At 70.3% G+C, this 17,797-nt stretch carries 12 protein-coding genes; 10 read left to right on the top strand and 2 right to left on the bottom strand.

The features are described 5' to 3' along the window. Positions 1-16: 16 nt before the first annotated feature. Both BMY74_RS17160 and BMY74_RS17155 read right to left on the bottom strand, forming a co-directional pair. Positions 17-2,245 (bottom strand): SulP family inorganic anion transporter, encoded by a 2,229-nt coding sequence (locus BMY74_RS17160; protein WP_089917136.1) that lies wholly within the window; start codon positions 2,243-2,245, stop codon positions 17-19. 546 nt (positions 2,246-2,791) lie between these two features. Then, positions 2,792-3,109: a hypothetical protein gene (locus BMY74_RS17155; protein ID WP_089917134.1), complete on the bottom strand. Its 318-nt coding sequence runs from the start codon at positions 3,107-3,109 to the stop codon at positions 2,792-2,794. 147 nt (positions 3,110-3,256) lie between these two features. Between BMY74_RS17155 and BMY74_RS17150 the strand changes: the two genes are divergently transcribed. From BMY74_RS17150 to BMY74_RS17110, 10 genes are all read left to right on the top strand, one after another. Beyond that, positions 3,257-4,105: a helix-turn-helix domain-containing protein gene (locus BMY74_RS17150; protein ID WP_089917132.1), complete on the top strand. Its 849-nt coding sequence runs from the start codon at positions 3,257-3,259 to the stop codon at positions 4,103-4,105. Positions 4,106-4,137: 32 nt separating this feature from the next. After that, positions 4,138-4,320, top strand: a complete 183-nt coding sequence (locus BMY74_RS17145; RefSeq protein ID WP_245786189.1) for a DUF397 domain-containing protein — start codon at positions 4,138-4,140, stop codon at positions 4,318-4,320. A gap of 326 nt (positions 4,321-4,646) precedes the next feature. Then, on the top strand, positions 4,647-7,481 hold the full coding sequence (locus tag BMY74_RS17140) for an AfsR/SARP family transcriptional regulator (protein WP_089917129.1): 2,835 nt from the start codon (positions 4,647-4,649) through the stop codon (positions 7,479-7,481). Positions 7,482-7,623: 142 nt separating this feature from the next. Next, positions 7,624-7,779, top strand: coding sequence for a hypothetical protein (locus BMY74_RS45085; protein WP_177229789.1), 156 nt, complete (start codon positions 7,624-7,626; stop codon positions 7,777-7,779). 11 nt (positions 7,780-7,790) lie between these two features. Continuing rightward, on the top strand, positions 7,791-10,763 hold the full coding sequence (locus tag BMY74_RS17135; RefSeq protein ID WP_089917671.1) for a helix-turn-helix transcriptional regulator: 2,973 nt from the start codon (positions 7,791-7,793) through the stop codon (positions 10,761-10,763). Between the two features lie 117 nt (positions 10,764-10,880). After that, positions 10,881-11,633 carry an ABC transporter ATP-binding protein gene (locus BMY74_RS17130; RefSeq protein ID WP_089917128.1) on the top strand — a complete coding sequence of 251 codons (753 nt, stop codon included), beginning with the start codon at positions 10,881-10,883 and terminating at the stop codon, positions 11,631-11,633. Positions 11,634-11,640: 7 nt separating this feature from the next. Further along, on the top strand, positions 11,641-14,157 hold the full coding sequence (locus BMY74_RS17125) for an ABC transporter permease (RefSeq protein ID WP_089917126.1): 2,517 nt from the start codon (positions 11,641-11,643) through the stop codon (positions 14,155-14,157). A 570-nt stretch (positions 14,158-14,727) separates the two neighbouring features. After that, positions 14,728-15,990, top strand: a complete 1,263-nt coding sequence (locus BMY74_RS17120) for an ABC transporter substrate-binding protein (RefSeq protein ID WP_089917124.1) — start codon at positions 14,728-14,730, stop codon at positions 15,988-15,990. A gap of 77 nt (positions 15,991-16,067) precedes the next feature. Further along, complete coding sequence (locus BMY74_RS17115; protein ID WP_245786218.1) at positions 16,068-16,967, top strand: carbohydrate ABC transporter permease; 900 nt, start codon at positions 16,068-16,070, stop codon at positions 16,965-16,967. 4 nt (positions 16,968-16,971) lie between these two features. After that, complete coding sequence (locus BMY74_RS17110) at positions 16,972-17,796, top strand: carbohydrate ABC transporter permease (RefSeq protein ID WP_089917122.1); 825 nt, start codon at positions 16,972-16,974, stop codon at positions 17,794-17,796. Position 17,797: the final 1 nt, after the last annotated feature.

Raw genomic sequence — 17,797 nt, 5'->3', positions numbered from 1 at the left:
GCGGCTCCTCGCTTTCCTACGCCGGTGACGGCACGGGCTCGAGCCCGTTGCGGTCCGGGTCGACCAGGTACACGCGGGCGTTCGAGATGTCGAAGTACATGCCCTTCAACGTGAGCGTGCCCGCCGCGATCGCCTCCCGCACACTCGGGTGCGCGAGCAGGTTGTCGAGTTGCTGCGCGACGTTCGCGACGGCGAGCCGGTCGGCCACCGGCAGGTCCGCGCAGCCGGGCGCGGTCGGCGCGTGGAACCGGATCAGCGACGGCTCGGCGTTGCGCAGCCACGAGTGCAGGTGCGAGCCGCGCGCCGCGGACCCCTTCACCAGCGCCTTCATCGCGCCGCAGTCGGAGTGTCCACACACGACGATCGTGTTGACGTTGAGGATCTCGACCGCGTACTCGATGGCCGCGCCGACCGAGCTGTCCTCCGCCGACGGCGTCGGCACCAGGTTGCCGATGTTGCGCACGCAGAACAGGTCACCCGGTCCGGACGTGGTGATCAGGTTCGGCACCACCCGGGAGTCCGCGCACGTGATGAACAGCTGCTGCGGCCGTTGCCCGCGCAGCGCGAGCTCGTGCAGGAACGGCCGCACCAGCGGCGCGGAGCGCTGCTCGAACTCGTGCATGCCGCGCAGCATCGGATCGCCCTCGGCGAGCAGCTGTTCGGCGGACGACCGCTGGGCCGGCAGCGTGACCGCACCGGGAGTGCTCTGCCAGTGCGACCACGGCGCGAACCAGCGGGGCAGCGGGCCGGGCAACGTCTTGCGCCGCCCCGGTTTGCCCTGGTTCGCCCGGTCGTACCAGGTGTCGTGCACCTCGTCGACCCGCACCCGGCCGCCGAGCCGTTCGTAGCCCTCGCGCCAGTCGTTGATCGCCTCGTACGACGCGTGGTCCAGGTAGTCGACGTGCAGCTCCAGCACCACGGTCCGGCCGAGCGGCAGCCTGCGCAGCTCCCGCACGAGCCGTCCGACCCCCAGGAACACCAGTGATCCCCGCACGCACACCCGGTTGCCCTCGACGCGCACCGAGCAGTGCGTCAACCGGTACAACGCGCGCAGCAACGCGATCGCGAGCCCGACGACCACGCCCTCCAGCAGTCCGAAGAGGACGACACCGAGCGCGGTCGCCGCGTAGACCACGAACTCCCCGTGCTGCCACAGGGTCCGCATGCGCTGGACCGAGACGAGCCTGAGCCCGACGACGAACAGCACCCCCGCCAGCGCGGCCAGCGGGATCAGCTCCAGGGCGGGCGAGAACGCGAGCACCGCCACCGCGATCCACACGCCCTGCAGGATCGCCGCGTACCGGGTCTTCGCGCCCGCCGCGACGTTCGCGGAGCTGCGCGCCAGGCCACCGCTGATCGGGAACCCGCCGAGCGCGCCCGCCAGCACGTTGCCGGTGCCCTGGGCGACGAGCTCCTTGTCGAGCCGGGCACGCGGCCCGTCGTGCAGCCGGTCCGTGGCGACGGCCGACAGCAACGACTCCATGCTCGCCACCAGCGCGACCGTGACGACCGCGGCGATGATCGTGCCGGCACCGCCCTGCGGCACCTGCGGGAGCACCAGCGCGTGGCTGTCCGGCAGGTCGACCCTCGCGACGGGGAGGCGCAGCGCGAACGCCAGCGCGGTCGCGAAGGCGACGGCGACCAGCGGCGCGGGGATCACCGAGAGCCGCGGCACCCGCGGCCACAGCAGCAGGACCGCGATCGCCGCCGCGCCGGCGGCCACCGAGCCCCAGGCTCCCCTCGCCAGTTCTCCGGGCAGCAGCGCGAGGTTCGCGGGCACGGTCGATCCCGCCGTGCCGCCCAGCACCACCACGAGCTGACCGACGGCGATCGAGATGCCGATGCCCGCGAGCATGCCGTGCACGATCGCGGGGGACAGCGACATCACCAGGCGGCTGATCCCGGTGAGCCCCAACGCGATCTGCAGCACGCCCGCGGCCAGCGTGATCGCTGCCGTGGCCGCCCACCCGAACTGCGCGACCAGCCCGGCCACGATCACCACGAGACCGGTGCCGGGCCCGCTGATCTGCAACGGCGCCCCGCTGAGCGCGCCGACGACCACACCGCCGATGACCGCGGAGATGATCCCGGCCATCAGCGGCGCGCCCGTGGCGTGCGCGATGCCGAGCGACAACGGGATCGAGATGAGGAACAGCACGAAGCTCGCGGGCAGGTCGTGCTTCAGGACCAGCGGAGGGCCGTGCGGGGTGTGCTCGCCGGCGTTGGACCTGGGGTGATGGCTCACGGTTTTTCCTTTTGTGGAATGGCGGCATGGCCCTGTGCCACGGATGCACAGGGCGGGGGAAGGGGAGTGAGCTAGTGGGCGCTCCGGCGTCGAGCTCCGCGACGCCGTCCGGCGGCGTCGCGGGCCATCAGGCGCTCTAAGGGCAGCAGTCGGCGCGGCCGGACGGCATCGAGCTCGTCGGCGCGGTCATGCGGGGTCGGCACGGGAACACCTCCGTGTCGGCACAGGCATCGTGGGGCGGGATCAGGCCGCGTCGCCTTCAATGATGAGGCCGGAAACGGTGCTGTGGCAGATCTTTCAGCCAACCGTGTTGATCTTGGCGGCGATCGTCACGCGAGGTGATGACCTGGTGGTGCGGCCCCCAGAAGGTCGGCGAGGTGATTCACGCTCAGCAGGGCGCCTCGCGGCGGCACCACGATGCACCCGTCTGACCGCGAATTCCCCGGCGACCTTCTGGGCCACACCACCAGAAGGGCCGGCTCCGGTCGGGGGGTGCGGAGCCGGCCCAAGTCGGGACGGAACTGAAGAACTATCGAGTTCCGAAATTCAGCCTACCGAGCGCAGGTGCTTGCCGTGCGAAGTCTCCTGGCCCACCACGGTCAGGATCAGCTGCGCCGAGAGATAAGCACGGCACGGTGCGGGCATCCGCCTGGAGAACCAGCCGCGCTTGCAGGTGGCGCACCGGCCGTGCTCGTCGGGCTGGTGCTCGTCGAGCAGCGCCTTCACCACGGCGACCACCCTCGGCAACTCGACCCTGGCGAGTACGAGGGCGGTCTGGTCGTCGCCGCGCTCGGCGAGGTCGGTGAGCGTGGCCAGGTGGGAGTGCAGCGACTTGTCCAGTTGGCTGAACACCGTGACGGCCATCAGGCTCAGAGCTCCAGTCCTTGCGTGAGCAACCCATGCAGACTGTCGCGCCGAACCTGCGATCTGCAAGTTGCAGTACACGAATGGATGACGTCTCTTTGCGGCGAGCTCCTTTGCTCTCAAACTGGGAACGACCAGGAGGTGTGGATGCCACGGGGTAGCAGTCCGACCCTGCGCAAGCGACGGCTCGTGAGCGAGCTCCGCAGGCTGCGTGAAGTGGCTGGTCTGACGATCGAGGAGGTGGGCGAGCGCCTGGAGTGCTCGGCCTCCAAGATCAGCCGCATCGAGACGGGCCGTGTGGGCGTGAGCCCGCGCGACGTGCGGGACATGCTCGCCGCCTACGGTGCGGACACCACCACCCTCGAGGAACTGGTCCAGCTGGCCAGGGAAGCCCGTCGCAAGGCGTGGTGGGACGAGTTCGGCGACATCGTGCCCGGTCGTTACGTGGGGTACGAGGCCGACGCGGACTCGATCAGGACCTACCAGGGGCTGATGATCCCGGGCCTGCTGCAGTGCGAGGCGTACACGAGGGCGTTGATCTCCCAGGTGCTGCCGGACGCGAGCACCGCCGAGATCGACCGGCGCGTCCGGTTGCGCAAGGCCCGGCAGGCCTTGCTGAGTGAGGACGACCCGTTGCGCCTGCACGTCGTGATCGACGAGGCCGCCCTGCGCCGGCTCGTCGGCGGCGCCGGGGTGATGCGCGTGCAGATGGCGCGTCTCCTCGAGGTCGGTGCGTTGCCGAACGTCACGATGCAGGTCGTGCCGTTCAGCGCCGGTGGTCATGCCGCGATGGACGGCCCGTTCGTCATCCTGAGCTTTCCCGAGCGGCTCGACCCCGACGTGGTCTACATCGAGAGCACCAGAAGCGGCGTCTACCTGGAACAACAGTCAGACGTGAATTCCTACGCCGAGATGTTCGAGCGTCTCGTGAAGTCCGCGATGAGTCAGCGGGAATCGGAAACCCTGATCACCGGGATCGCTCGCACTCTCGCGTGACAGCGACCGGGAGTGAACACACAGTGGAAAGCTTGCGTTGGCGCAAGAGCAGCAGGTCGTCGGCCGGTGGACCGGAGTGCGTCGAGATCGCCCTCGACGCCCGCGGCGCGGCCGTTCGCGACAGCAAGAACGCGGACGGGGCTCGGCTGAGGTTCGGTGACGCGGGATGGGACACGTTCCTCGCCGCCGCGAAGACCGGCTCTTTCGTCAGCTGATCGGAAGGTGCAGCAGAGGGCCCCGGCTGGATGATCCAGCCGGGGCCCTCTGCTGTGGGAAAAGGGGGACGTGGGCCGGCCGGCGTTCCGCCGCCGCGGGCTGGATGCCCCTTGCACGCCGGCCGACCCACGTCGATCATGGGGAGCAGCGGGTGTTCCGCTGTCCGGTCCAACCTGTTCCGACTCCGCGATCTCCGGTTTCCGTTGATCTCGCGGTCTGTGGTTGGTTGGACACGCTAAGCGTAAGAATGCCTTCTACAGCACGACTGGAGCCCGACTGAAGTGATCTTCGAGCTCCTGGTGGCCCACAGGCGAAGGACAGATCGGTGACGGCTGGCGAGGAACCCCTCCGGTTCGAGGTTCTCGGCCTTCTCCGAGTCGTTCGCGCAGGTCAAGAGGTTGATCTCGGTGCGGCGAAGCAACGTGCCGTCCTCGCCGTCCTGCTGCTGGCGCGCGGTACGCCGGTCAGCCGCGGCCAGATCATCGAGGCCGTCTGGGGCGACAACGTGCCCTCCAGTGCCGTGAACTTGGTCCAGACCTATGTCGCCGGACTGCGCAGGGCGCTCGAACCGACCCGCGCGCGCAGGGCTCCGGCCGAGCTGCTCACGTCGGTCGGCGACGGGTACCTGATGCGGGTCGAGCCCGGCGCGCTCGACCTCGACGTCGTCGAACGTCAAGTCCTGCTCGCGAACCGCCTGCGCGCCGCCGGGGACCTCGCCGGAGCCGCGGTGGAGCTGGACGACGCGCTCGCCTTGTTCCGCGCGGAACCGCTGGGCGGTGTCTCCGGTCTCTTCGCCGACGCCGAGCGCGGCCGTCTCGTCGAACGGCGGCTCGCGGTGCTGGAGGAACGCGCCGAGCTCGGCCTCGCGATCGGGCAGGGCCCGGAACTGGTGTCGCGGCTCGCGTCGATGGTCGCCGAGCACCCGTTGCGCGAACGCGGCCACGGGCTGCTGATGCGCGCGCTGGTCCAGGCGGGCAGGCAGGCCGAGGCGCTGGCCGCGTACCGCGAGGCCCGCGCCGTGCTGATCGAGGAGCTCGGCGTCGAGCCGGGTTTCGAACTGCGCCGCGTGCACCAGGCCGTGCTGGCGGGGGACAGCCCCGAACCGGAACGCGCGCCGGTCCGCGTGCCGGTGCAGCCCTCCGCACCCGAACCCGCACCCGTGACGGTGCCCGCGCAGCTGCCGCGCGCTCCCGTGTCGCTCGTCGGCCGGGACGCGGAGGTGGCGTGCCTGGACGCGTTGCTGCGCGGCCCCGGCGGTCCGGTGGCGCTGGTGACCGGTCCGGCGGGCGTGGGCAAGACGGCGCTGGCCCTGCACTGGGCGCACCGGGTGCGCGACGAGTTCCCGGACGGCCAGCTCTACGTCGACGTGCACGGCTACGACCCGAACCGGGAGCCGCTGGAGATCGGCGAGGTGCTCAACCGGTTCCTGCGGGCGCTGGGCGTCCCGGCCGGGGACACGCCGGTCTCGGTCGACGAGCGCTCGGCGTTGCTGCGCACGTTGCTGGCGGACCGCAAGATGCTGGTGATGCTCGACAACGTCCGCAGCTCGGCGGACCTGGTGCCGTTGCTGCCGGGCGCGCCCTCGTGCGTCGTCGTGACGTCCCGGCGACGGCTGGTCGGGCTCGTCGCGCAGGTCGAGGCGAAGCTGGTCGAGCTGGACATGCTCGACCCGGACGCCGCCGTCGCCGTGCTGGACCGCATCGCCGGCCGGTCCGACATCGAGGCGCACGCCCTGCACGAGCTGGCCGAACTCTGCGACGGCTTACCCCTGGCGTTGCGCATCGCGGCGGCCCGTCTCGCCGTGTCACCGCGTCTGCGCGTAGCCGAGCTGGTCGAGGAACTGCAGGACGAGCAGGGGCGTCTCGCGGCTTTGGGGCTGGAGGACGGCGAGGGCACCGTGCGCGCCGCACTGGACGCTTCCCGCCGTGCGTTGCCCGAGGAGCCGTCACGGCTGTTGGCCATCATCGGCCTGCACCCCGGAGCCGACCTGACCCCGCACGTGGTCGCCGCGCTGGGCGAGGTGTCACTGCTGGAGGCCCAACGCGCGCTGGACGCGTTGACGGCCGCGAACCTGCTGTCCGTCAGCGAACCCGGCCGCCACGTCGCGCACGACATCGTCCGCGTCTACACCAAGACCCTGGCCGGGGAGCTGTCCGAGCCGGAACGCCGTGCCGCCACCGGCCGGATGCTCGACTACTACCTGCACTGCGCGGACCTCGCCGACGGCCTGCTCCCGATCAACCGCGGCAGCGTCCTGGTCGCGCCGGAGCACCGGCCGGTCCACGTGCCCGCGATCTCCGGTCCGGCGGACGCGACGGCCTGGTTCGACGCCGAACGCGCGAACCTCATCGCCGCCGCCGAGCTCGCGTCCGGTTCGGGCTGGCACGTCCACGCCTGGCAGCTGCCGTACACGTTGTCCCGGTACCTGTGGCTGCGCACCGAGCGTGAGACGTCGTTGCGCCTCACCGAAGCCGCACTGCAGGCCGCCATCGCGCTGAACGACGACGACGCGCGGTTCGTCATGCAGTTCAACCTGGGCGTCGCGTTGCTCCAGTTCGAACGCTTCGAGGAGGCCCTGCAGGCACAGCAGGGCGCGCTGGAAGTGGCCCGCCGCAAGGAGGACGTGCACCAGCAGGCGCGTGCGCTGACGACGGTCGCGGGCACGTTGCTCGACCTGGGCCGCGCCGAGGAGGCCGAGGAGCACTACCGCGAGGCCATGGAGATCTCGCGGATCGCGGGCTCGAAGTGGGCCGAGGCCAACGCCCACCACCACCTCGGGCTGCTGTACCTGAGCACGCAACGGTTCGGCGACGCGATGCCGTGGCTGCGGGTGGCGCTGCGGATGTACCACGAGGTCGGCGAGCAGTGCGGGGAAGCGGCCTGCCACACCGACATCTCCACGGCCCTGCTCGAGACCGGCGACACGGACGGTGCGCTCTCCTCGGCCCGCACGGCGCTGGCCGTCGCGTGCGACGCCGTCTCGCCGTACCACCAGGCGTTGGCGCACGACCGGCTCGCGGCGGTGTTCGAGCGGCTCGGGGCGGCGGGGGCGGCGGCGCACTGGCAGCGGGCTCTGGCGCTGTTCACGGAGCTGGGGGCGCCGGAGGCCGACGGGGTGCGGGCTCGGCTGGCGCGGACGCGCGCGGTGACGGTGGGCTGAGCCGCCCGAGGCCTCGCTGGCGCGGACACGTGCGGTGGGGGTGAGGGTTCTCGGTTCCCTCCCCCTGGGTAAGGGCTTCGCGGCGCGGGACTGCGTGATCGCCCGATGCCCTGCCCGGTCCCTCAGCGGCACTCTCCTCCCCATGAACGAATGGACCCCTGAGGCGATCAAGGCGGAGATCGACTACCGGCGCAGCACCGTGGTGCGCAGCTGGCGCCGGGCGAACCGCGGCGAGCCGTCGTGGATCAGCCGGGTGACGCACCGCACCTCGGGAAAACACCGCGGCACCGGCTCATGACGTGTGACAGCATGCCCCTTGTGGCGCGCCTCGGTTCCGGAATCCCGTTGGTCGCACGCGACCGCGAGCTGGACCGGTTGCGTGCCGCACTGGCGCAGGCAGGTGAGGGCACGGCGGGCGCGGTGCTGCTCGCGGGTGACGCCGGTGTCGGCAAGACCCGGCTGATCGACGAGTTGGCCGCCAGCGCCGACGACACCCTCGTCCTCACGGGACGGTGCCTCGACGCGGGCGAGACCGGTCTGCCGTACCTGCCGTTCGCCGAGGCGCTGGGCAAGCTCAAACCCGACGTGCTGAACCGGCCCGCGCTCGCGATGTTGCTGCCGCAGCTGGCGTTGCCCGCCGAACGCGAGCCGGGCACCGAGGGCATGATCGCGCCGAGCCTGATCCCCGGCCGCAGGCCCGAGCAGGACGTCGGCCAGCTCCAGCTGTTCGACGCGGTGCTCGGGCTGCTGGGTGATCTGTCCGAACGGCAGCGCGTGCTGCTCGTCGTCGAGGACCTGCACTGGGCCGACGCGTCCACCCGGTACCTGCTGTCGTTCCTGTTGTCCCGCCTGCGTTCCCAGCGCCTGCTGGTCGTCGGCACCTACCGCGCGGACGACCTGCACCGCAGCCACCCGTTGCGCCCCTTGCTGTCCGAGCTGGTCCGGCTGCCCGCCGTCGACCGCCTGGACCTCACGCCGTTCAACGCGGCGGACGCCCGCCGGTTCGTCGAGGCGCTGTCCGACGACCTGCCCGCCGACGTCGTGCGCCAGGTCGCGGAACGCTCCGAGGGCAACGCCTTCTTCGCCGAGGAGCTCATCGCGGTGGCCACGTGCGACGACGCGAGGTCGTTGCCGTCCGCGCTCGCCGACGTGCTGCTCAGCCGCGTCGAAAGCCTCAGTTCCGAGGCGCAGCACGCCGTCCGCGTCGCGTCGGCGTGGGGGCGCCGGGTTCGGCACTACCGGCTGCACGAGGTCTCGGGCATGGACGACCTCGCGTTCGACACGGCCTTGCGCGAGCTCGTCCAGCACCACTTGCTCGTCGTGAGCGACGACGAGGTCTACACGTTCCGCCACGCCCTCGTCCGCGAGGCCGTCTACGGTGATCTGCTGCCCGGTGAACGGGTCCGGCTGCACGCCGCCTACGCGCGACACCTGGCGAAGCGGCTGGACGAACGCGGTACCGCGGCGGCGCTCGCCCACCACGCGTTCGAGAGCCACGACCTGCCGCAGGCGCTCACCGCGTCCATCCAGGCGGCCAAGGAGGCCGAACGCGCCGGTGCTCCCGCGGAGTCGTTGCGGTACCTGGAAAAGGCGCTCAACCTCTGGAACGCGGTTCCCGAAGCCGACCGTCCGTCCGATGTGGACGAGTCGGTGCTGCTGCGGCGCGCGTCGTGGGTCGCGGGCACGGCGGGGCAGCCGGAACGGGCCGTCGCGTTCGCCCGCAGCGCCACCAAGGCCATCAGCTCCGCGCAGACGCCGGAGGAGGCCGCCGAGATCTGGCTGCGGCTCTCGCAGGCCCTCTCGATCCTCGACGGCAACGAGGAAGAGGGCTTCCTGGTCATCGGCAAGGCGCTCGCCCTCGTGCAGGACCGCGAGCCCAGCCCCACCCGCGCCCGCGTGTTCGCGGGCAAGGCCTCTTCCCTGCGCCAGCAACGCGAGGACGCGGCCGCGCGCGAAGCCGCCGAGCTCGCGATCGAGAACGGCCGGACGGCGAACGCGCCGGGAGCGGTCGCGGACGGTCTGGGCACCCTGGCGATCCTGGACGACCACGCGGACGAGCCCGAGGTGGCGAAGGCCAGCTTCGAGCGCGCGATCGAGTGCGCGCGTGAGGTCGGAGCGTTCAACAACGAGCTGAGGGCTTGGTACTACTACGGCCTGATGCACTACGACCGCGGCGAGCTGGCCGAGGCCGCGCGCGTGTTCAACCTGGCGGGGGACAGGGCCAAGGAGACCGGCCTGACCTGGAGCATGTTCGGGCTGGAGATCCGCATCCTGCAGGTGCTGGTGCACTACTACCTCGGCGACTGGGACTACGCGGCGTGGGCCAGCGAACCGCCCGGCATGTCCGTGTCCTCGACCGTGCTGGCCAGGCTGGCGGCGGCGAGCACGCACCTCACCGTCTCGCGCGGCGACCTGGCCGAGTCCGAGCGGATGATCACGAAGCTGCGCAGCGACTGGCACCGCGACATCCAGATCGCGCTGATCACCGGTGGTACGGGCGCGGAGCTCGCGTTGTGGCGCGGCCGTCCGGAACTGGCGGTCGAACGCGTCACGGACGCGCTGGCGTGGGCGCGCAAGCTCGGCAGTCCGTGGATGCTGGCGGGCATCCGGATCGGCGCGATCGGCATCGCGGCGCACGCGGAGATCGCCGCCAAGGCACGCCGCAAGCGGGACGCCGAGGCCGAGAAGAACGCCGTCACCGCAGGACACGAGCTCGCCGAGCACGTGCGGCTCACCGCGCAGAACGGCAAGCCGCGCGCCGGCGTGCTCGGACCGGAAGGCCGCGCGTGGCTGGCCCGCGCGCTCGCCGAGGAGTCCAGGCTGACCGGGGCCGGTGACCCGGAGCTGTGGCAGGCGGCCGTCGACGAGTTCGCCTACGGGGTGCTGTTCGAGCAGGCGCTGTGCCGGTGGCGGCTCGCGGAGGCGTTGCTCGGCGAGAACCGGCGGGACGAGGCCGCCGACCAGCTCCGCCAGGCCGACGAGGTGGCCACGAAGCTCAAGGCCGTGCCGCTCGCCGAGGCCGTCGCGTCGTGCGCCAAGCGGGCCCGCATCACCCTCAGGGCTGACGAACCGGTGCGCGAGCACGTCGACCTCTTCACCCCTCGCGAACGCGACGTGCTCGGCCTGGTGGCCGCGGGACGGACGAACCGCGAGGTCGGCGAGGAGCTGTACATCAGCGAGAAGACCGTTTCCGTGCACCTTTCCCGGATCATGGCCAAGCTCGGGGCGTCACGGCGCGCCGAGGCCGTCGCGATCGCGTACGACCGGGGTCTGCTCGAATAGCCCCGGTTGTCATACCTCAGGCTGATGCGCATCGCGTCGCCGAGTTGATGTCCGCGTACTCGGCCTGCTCCTAGCTTTCTCCTCAGCAAGGAACACCCCCTGAGGAAGGCGATCGACATGTCTGCACTGGTGTCCGAGGTCGGCACCCGGACCGCCGCGGCGGCCCACAACCTGGTGAAGGTCTACGGCAAGGGTGACACCGCGGTGCGGGCGCTCGACGGCATCGACGTCGCCTTCCAGGCCGGCCGCTTCACCGCGATCATGGGCCCGTCCGGCTCCGGCAAGTCCACGCTGATGCACTGCCTCGCGGGACTGGACACGGTGGACGGCGGCGCGATCCACATCGGACAGACCGAGATCACCAAGCTGAACGACAAGGACCTCACCAAGCTGCGCCGCGACCGCGTCGGCTTCGTGTTCCAGGCGTTCAACCTGCTGCCGACGCTGACCGCCGAGCAGAACATCCTGCTGGGCCTCGAACTCGCGGGCCGCAAGCCCGACAAGGAGTGGTTCGACACCATCGTCAACGTGCTCGGACTGCGCGACCGCCTGACGCACCGCCCGACCGAGCTGTCCGGTGGCCAGCAGCAGCGCGTGGCCTGCGCCCGCGCGCTCGTCGCCCGTCCCGAGGTCATCTTCGCCGACGAGCCGACCGGCAACCTGGACTCCCGCAGCGGCGCCGAGGTCCTCGACTTCCTGCGCATGTCGGTCCGCAAGCTGGGCCAGACCGTGATCATGGTGACGCACGACCCGGTGGCCGCGAGCTACGCGGACCGCGTGGTGCTGCTCGCCGACGGCCGGCTCGCGGGCGAGATCCACCAGCCCACCACCGAGTCCGTCGTGAACGCCCTCACGCACCTGGGGGCGTGAGCTACCGATGCTGAAGACGATCCTCGCGGGCCTGCGCGCCCGCACGGCGAGGCTGGTGCTGTCCAGCATCGCCATCGCGCTCGGCGTCGCGTTCGTGACGGGCACGCTCGTGCTCGGCGACGCCGTCGGGGAGCAGACCAGGGACAACTTCGCCCGCAGCGCCCGCAACGTCGACGCGGCCGTGCACACGACGGAGAACAGCCCCAACCGGGAGGACGGCATCCCCGCCGGCTTCCTGCAGAAGATCCGCAGCACGCCGGGAGTCGAGGGCGCCGACTCGCGCGAGTTCGGCAGCGCCGCGTTGCTCGGCGGCGAGGGCAAGGCGCGCAACGCGCTGGTGCAGCCGCTGCCGACCACGGAGAAGCTGCGCGACTTCAACCTCAAGGACGGCCGGTACCCGGCCAAGGCCGACGAGGCCGCGGTCGACACCAAGACCGCCCAGGTCGCGAAGCTCAAGGTCGGCGACAAGCTCAAGCTGCTCGACCAGGACAACACCGAGCACGCCTACACCATCGTCGGCACCTACCAGCAGGGCGCGAGCAGCATCTCGATGTCCGGCAGCGACCACGTGGTGCTGTCGCCGGACGGCCTGCGCGCGTTGATCCCGGACCAGAAGATCTACGAGATCGTCGCGGTCGCCAAGTCCGGCGTGACGCAGCAGCAGCTCGTCGACAACATCACCAAGGCCATCGGCGCCGGTTACCAGGTGCAGACCGGTGAGCAGCTGACCGAGGCCACGCTCGCCCAGGTCGGCGACGCGGCCACCGAGATCAAGACGTTCCTGCTGGCGTTCGCCGCCATCTCGCTCGTCGTCGCGGGCATGGTCATCTACAACACCTTCACGATCCTCGTCGCCCAGCGCACGAAGGAACTGGCGCTGCTGCGCTGCGTCGGAGCGGAACGCGGGCAGGTGTTCCGGTCCGTGCTCGCCGAAGCGGTCTTCATGGGCCTCGCGGCGTCGGTGCTCGGCCTCCTCGGCGGAATCGGCGTCTCGGCGTTGCTGCAGACGTTCATCAGCACCGTCGGCGGCCCCGGCGGCGAGGACGCCCCGATCCGCCTGCCGATCTCGTGGGTGACGATCGTCGCGGCCTTCGGCGTCGGCGTGGTCGTGACCGTCCTGTCCGCCGTGCTCCCGGCCCGCCGCGCCACCCGGGTCGCCCCCGTGGCGGCCCTGCGCTCGCAGCCCGACAGCTCCGACGACGTGGCCCGCACCGGCAAGGTCCGGATCGTCGTCGCGACCCTCATCGCCCTCCTCGGTGCCGCGGGCGTCTACTTCGGCCTGCAGCAGGAGAAGGAGGAGCCGGCGCTGTTCATCACCGGCGGCGCCACCATGGTCCTGCTGTTCGCCGTGCTGCTCCTCGGCCCGCTGTACGTGCCGCTGGTGAACCGCCTGTTCGGCAAGGCCCTGCGCGGCGTCCCGGCCAAGCTGGCCTCGGCCAACGCGGGCCGCAACCCCAAGCGGACCGCCGCGACCACGGCGGCGCTGATGATCGGCGTGACCATCGTCGCGATGGTGACCGTCGTGGCGGGCAGTGGTCGGGCGACCATGAACGAGAAGGTCGACGCCCGCTTCCCGGCCGACTACGAGGTCACCTCGAACGTCTACAGCCAGCCGCTGCAGAAGAAGTTCGTCGACGAACTGTCCAAGGTGAACAACGTCGAGAAGGTCGCCCCCGAACTCACCGCGTACGGCGAGTCGCCGAAGCTCCAGTACGCCGACGTCGTCGGCTACCCGTCCGACGCGATCGGCACCCTCGTCCGCCCCGAGGTCGCCGCGGGCACCCTCACCGGCCTCAAGGACAACGAGCTCGCGATGCGCGAGAAGGAGGCCAAGGAAGCGGGCCTCACCGTCGGCTCCACCGTCCCGATCAGCGGCAAGGACATCAAGGTCGTCGCCCTGATCAAGGACAACAGCTACGGCACCGGCATCGTCACCCTCGCCACCGCCGACTCCCTGCTGAAGGAGCCCTCGAAGGGCTACCAGAAGATGCTGGTCAAGCTGGCGCCCGGCACCGACATCACGGTGGCCCGAGCCGACCTGGAACGCGTCATCGCGACCTCCCCGGTCGCCGTCCTGAACTCGGCGGCCGAGACCAAGGCCGAACTGAACGCGCAGATCGACCAGATCCTGCTCTTCATCTGGGCCCTGGTCGGCCTGGCCCTGATCATCGCCCTGTTCGGCATCGCGAACACCCTGACCCTGTCCGTCCTGGAACGCACCCGCGAGTCCGCCCTGCTCCGCGCACTGGGCCTGACCAGGGGCCAGCTGCGGCAGATGCTGGTCGTCGAGTCGATCCTGATGGCCCTGATCGGAGCCGTCGTGGGCGTCCTGCTCGGCGCGGGCTTCGGCTGGCTGCTGGTCCAGTCGATCTCGAACTCGGAGTTCCAGATCAGCTTCTCGATCCCGTTCGGACAGATCGGCGTGATGCTCGGCCTGGCCGTGGTGGCGGCCGTCCTCGCCGCCGCCCTCCCGGCCCGCCGTGCGGCTCGGAACTCGGTGGTCGCGGGCATGGCGGAGGCCTAGCAGGACACCCCGCCCGGCCTCGCTGTCGGGGGCCACGGCCGGGCGGGTGCGGGAGTGCGGGAACAGGGGCCCGCACGACCGGGGGATCGGTGGAGGTCCGGTGCTGTCGGGGCACCGGGCCTCCGCTGTGTCCGCAGGGGGCGGAGAGCCTGACGACGCGGGGCCGGCCTCGCTGGCGCCGACCTCGGCCGAACGCGGCAAGACCACCCGGTCCATGTCCACCGGCATGAACACCGTCCGATAACCCCAGGCCCTTACCCGCCTCCGGACGCCCCCGACCAGAACTCCCGAGAAAATCTTCGACCCCACGCGTCACGAAAGGCCCGCAACCCCCTCTACCTGGGGTGAGGGACGACCGGAGCGAGGGCCCGGTCGTCCCTCTTCGCCTTCTCAGCAGCACCGGTCACCGCCCATCACGGCCCGGTCACCGTTCCGGCAAACGTTTTTGTTGCCCGCCTCCACAAAGTTACGGAACGATGTCGACCGCTTGACACCCGCGCGTCTCCGGTTGAGTGTGAGAGCGCTCTCATCACAGTTAAGCGCCGCTCACGGCGTCGTCGAGGAGGACGGATGAGCAAGAGGCTGGTCGGCAGCGCTGCTGCGGCCATGGTGATGGTCATGGTCGCCGGTTGCGGCGGGGGTTCACAGGCCGACGGCAAGATCGAGCTGTCGCTGGGCCTCTTCTCGGACTTCGGGTACGACAAGCTCATCGAGGAGTACCAGGCCTCGCACTCGAACATCAAGATCGAGCAGCGCAAGGTCAAGATGGAGCAGCACAACACGCAGCTCGCGACGCAGCTCGCGGGTGGTCGTGGTGCCGCGGACATCGTGGCCCTCGAGGAGGGCGTGGTCAGCCAGTTCCGCGCCTCCAAGGACAAGTTCGTGAACCTGGCGGAGTACGGCGCCAAGGACCTCAAGGACCAGTGGGCCGGGTGGAAGTGGAACCAGGGCACCGCTGACAACGGCGAGTTCGTGCTGGGGCTGGGCACGGACATGGGCAGCCTCGGTCTCTGCTACCGCGCCGACCTGTTCGCGGCGGCGGGCCTGCCCACCGACCGCGCCGAGGTCGCGAAGCTGTGGCCGACGTGGGCCGACTACTCGAAGGTCGCCGACCAGTTCGCCGCGAAGACGCCGAACGTGAAGTTCGTCGACACCGGCCGCAACGTCTACAAGGCGATCCTCGACCAGACCGAGGAGGGCTACTTCGCGAAGGACGACTCCTACATCGCGGAGAAGAACGACAAGGTCAAGACGGCGTTCGACACGGCCGCGGCGCTCGGCACCAAGGGGCAGACCGGTGCTCTCGAGCCGTTCAGCCAGGACTGGAACGTCGCGCTGAAGCAGGGTTCGTTCGCCACCACCACGTGCCCGGCCTGGGCGCTCGCGCTGATCAAGGCGGGTGCCGGCGACGCGGCGGCCGGGAAGTGGGACGTGACGACGGCGCCCGGCGGTGGCGGCAACTGGGGTGGCTCGTTCCTCGCCATCCCGAAGCAGGGCAAGCACCCGAAGGAGGCCTACGAGCTCGCCAAGTGGCTCACGGCCCCCGAGCAGCAGAAGCGGATCTTCAAGGAGACGGGCAACCTGCCGTCGCAGCCGAAGGTCTACCAGGACGCCGAGGTGCAGGCGACCGTCAACGAGTACTTCAACAAGGCTCCGGTGGGCCAGATCTTCGCGACCTCGGCGGAGTCGCTGAAGCCGACCTACCGCGGCACGAAGGACTCGAAGGTCGGACCGGTGTTCGCCACCGCGCTGACCCGCGTGGAGCAGGGCAAGCAGTCCGCGGCTGAGGCGTGGACGCAGGCCCTGAAGGAAGCGACGGACGCCGCCAAGTGACGGTGACGCGTCCAGAGACCGAGGTGGCCCCGGCCGCCTCGGTTTCGCCTTCCAACCAACCGCCGAAGCGCTTCAGGCTGAGCAACTGGGACGCCAGGTACACGCCGTACCTGATCATCGCGCCGTTCTTCCTGGTGTTCGGGATCTTCGGTCTCTACCCGCTGATCTACACGGCGTGGGTGTCGCTGCACGACTGGCAGCTGATCGACGGCAACCAGGGGTTCGTCGGTCTCGCCAACTACGTCGAGCTGTTCGGCGACGCCAAGTTCTGGAACGCGCTGTTCAACACGCTCAGCCTGTTCGTGCTCTCGACCGTGCCGCAGCTGCTCGCGGCGCTCGGTCTCGCCGCGCTGCTCGACCGCGGTCTGCGCGGCAGCGCGTTCTGGCGCGCCGGTGTGCTGCTGCCCAACGTCATCTCGGTCGCCGCGGTGGCGCTGGTGTTCGCGCAGTTCTTCGGCCGCGACTTCGGCATCGTGAACTTCCTGCTCGGCTTCGTCGGCATCGACCCGATCGACTGGCGCGCCGAGACGTGGGCCTCGCACCTCGCGGTGTCCACCATGGTCATGTGGCGCTGGACCGGCTACAACGCGCTGCTGTACCTGGCGGCCATGCAGTCGGTGCCCAAGGACATGTACGAGTCGGCCACTTTGGACGGTGCCGGTCGCTGGCGGATGTTCTGGTCGATTACCGTGCCGTCGATCCGGCCGACCATCCTGTTCACCGTCGTCACCTCGACGATCGGTGGCCTGCAGCTGTTCGCCGAACCCGCGCTGTTCGACCCCGGTTTCGCCGCCAACAACTCGACCGGCGGCTCCGACCGGCAGTTCCAGACGCTGGTGCTCTACATGTACGAGAAGGGCTTCCGGTTGTTCGACGCCGGCTACGCGGCCACCGTCGCGTGGATGCTGTTCGTGGTCGTCCTGCTGGTCGCGATCGTCAACTTCACGCTGACCCGGCGCATCGCGGGCAAGGGGTGAGGACATGAAGAACGCCAAGGCAGGCCCTCTGCTCTACGGGTTCCTGGTCGCCGTGCTCGCCGCGTCGATCTTCCCGCTGTACTACTCGTTCATCGTGGCGTCGAAGGACAACTCGGTCCTCGGCGAGAAGGTCCCGCCGCTGGTCCCCGGCGGCAACCTGGTCGAGAACATCACCCGCGTCTTCGACACGGTCGACTTCTGGCTCGCCATGCAGAACTCGTTCATCGTGGCCTCGACCGTGGCGATCTCGAACGTCGTGCTGGGCACGCTGGCCGGGTTCGCGTTCGCGCGGCTGCGGTTCAAGGGCCGCGACTCGCTGTTCCTCGTGGTGCTCGGCACGGCGATGGTGCCGACGCAGCTCGGCGTGATCCCGCTGTACATGCTGATGTCCGACCTCGACTGGTACGGCACGCTGCAAGCCGTCATCGTGCCGGTGCTGATCGGGTCGTTCGCGGTGTTCTGGATGCGCCAGGCGTGCGAGGAGACCGTGCCGTACGAGCTGATCGAGGCCGCGCGCGTCGACGGCTGCTCGGTGCTGCGGACGTTCTGGCACGTCGGGTTCCCGGCGGTGCGGCCCCAGGCGGCCGTGCTCGGCATGTTCACGTTCATGACCGCGTGGAACGACTTCTTCTGGCCGTTGATCGTGCTGGACCCCAACGACAGCCCGACGGTGCAGGTCGCGCTGTCGACGCTGGCCAGCGGCTACTACACCGACTACTCGTTGATGCTCGCCGGCGCCTCCATCGCGGTGCTGCCGGTGATCGCGATCTTCGTCCTGCTGTCGCGCCAGATCGTCGGCGGCATCATGCAGGGCGCGGTGAAGGGATGAG

It is taken from the genome of Lentzea albida (assembly GCF_900111005.1).
In the GTDB taxonomy this organism is placed as follows: domain Bacteria; phylum Actinomycetota; class Actinomycetes; order Mycobacteriales; family Pseudonocardiaceae; genus Lentzea; species Lentzea albida.
Note: the sequence above shows the minus strand (reverse complement) of the source record. Positions and strands in the feature narration are given on the sequence as shown.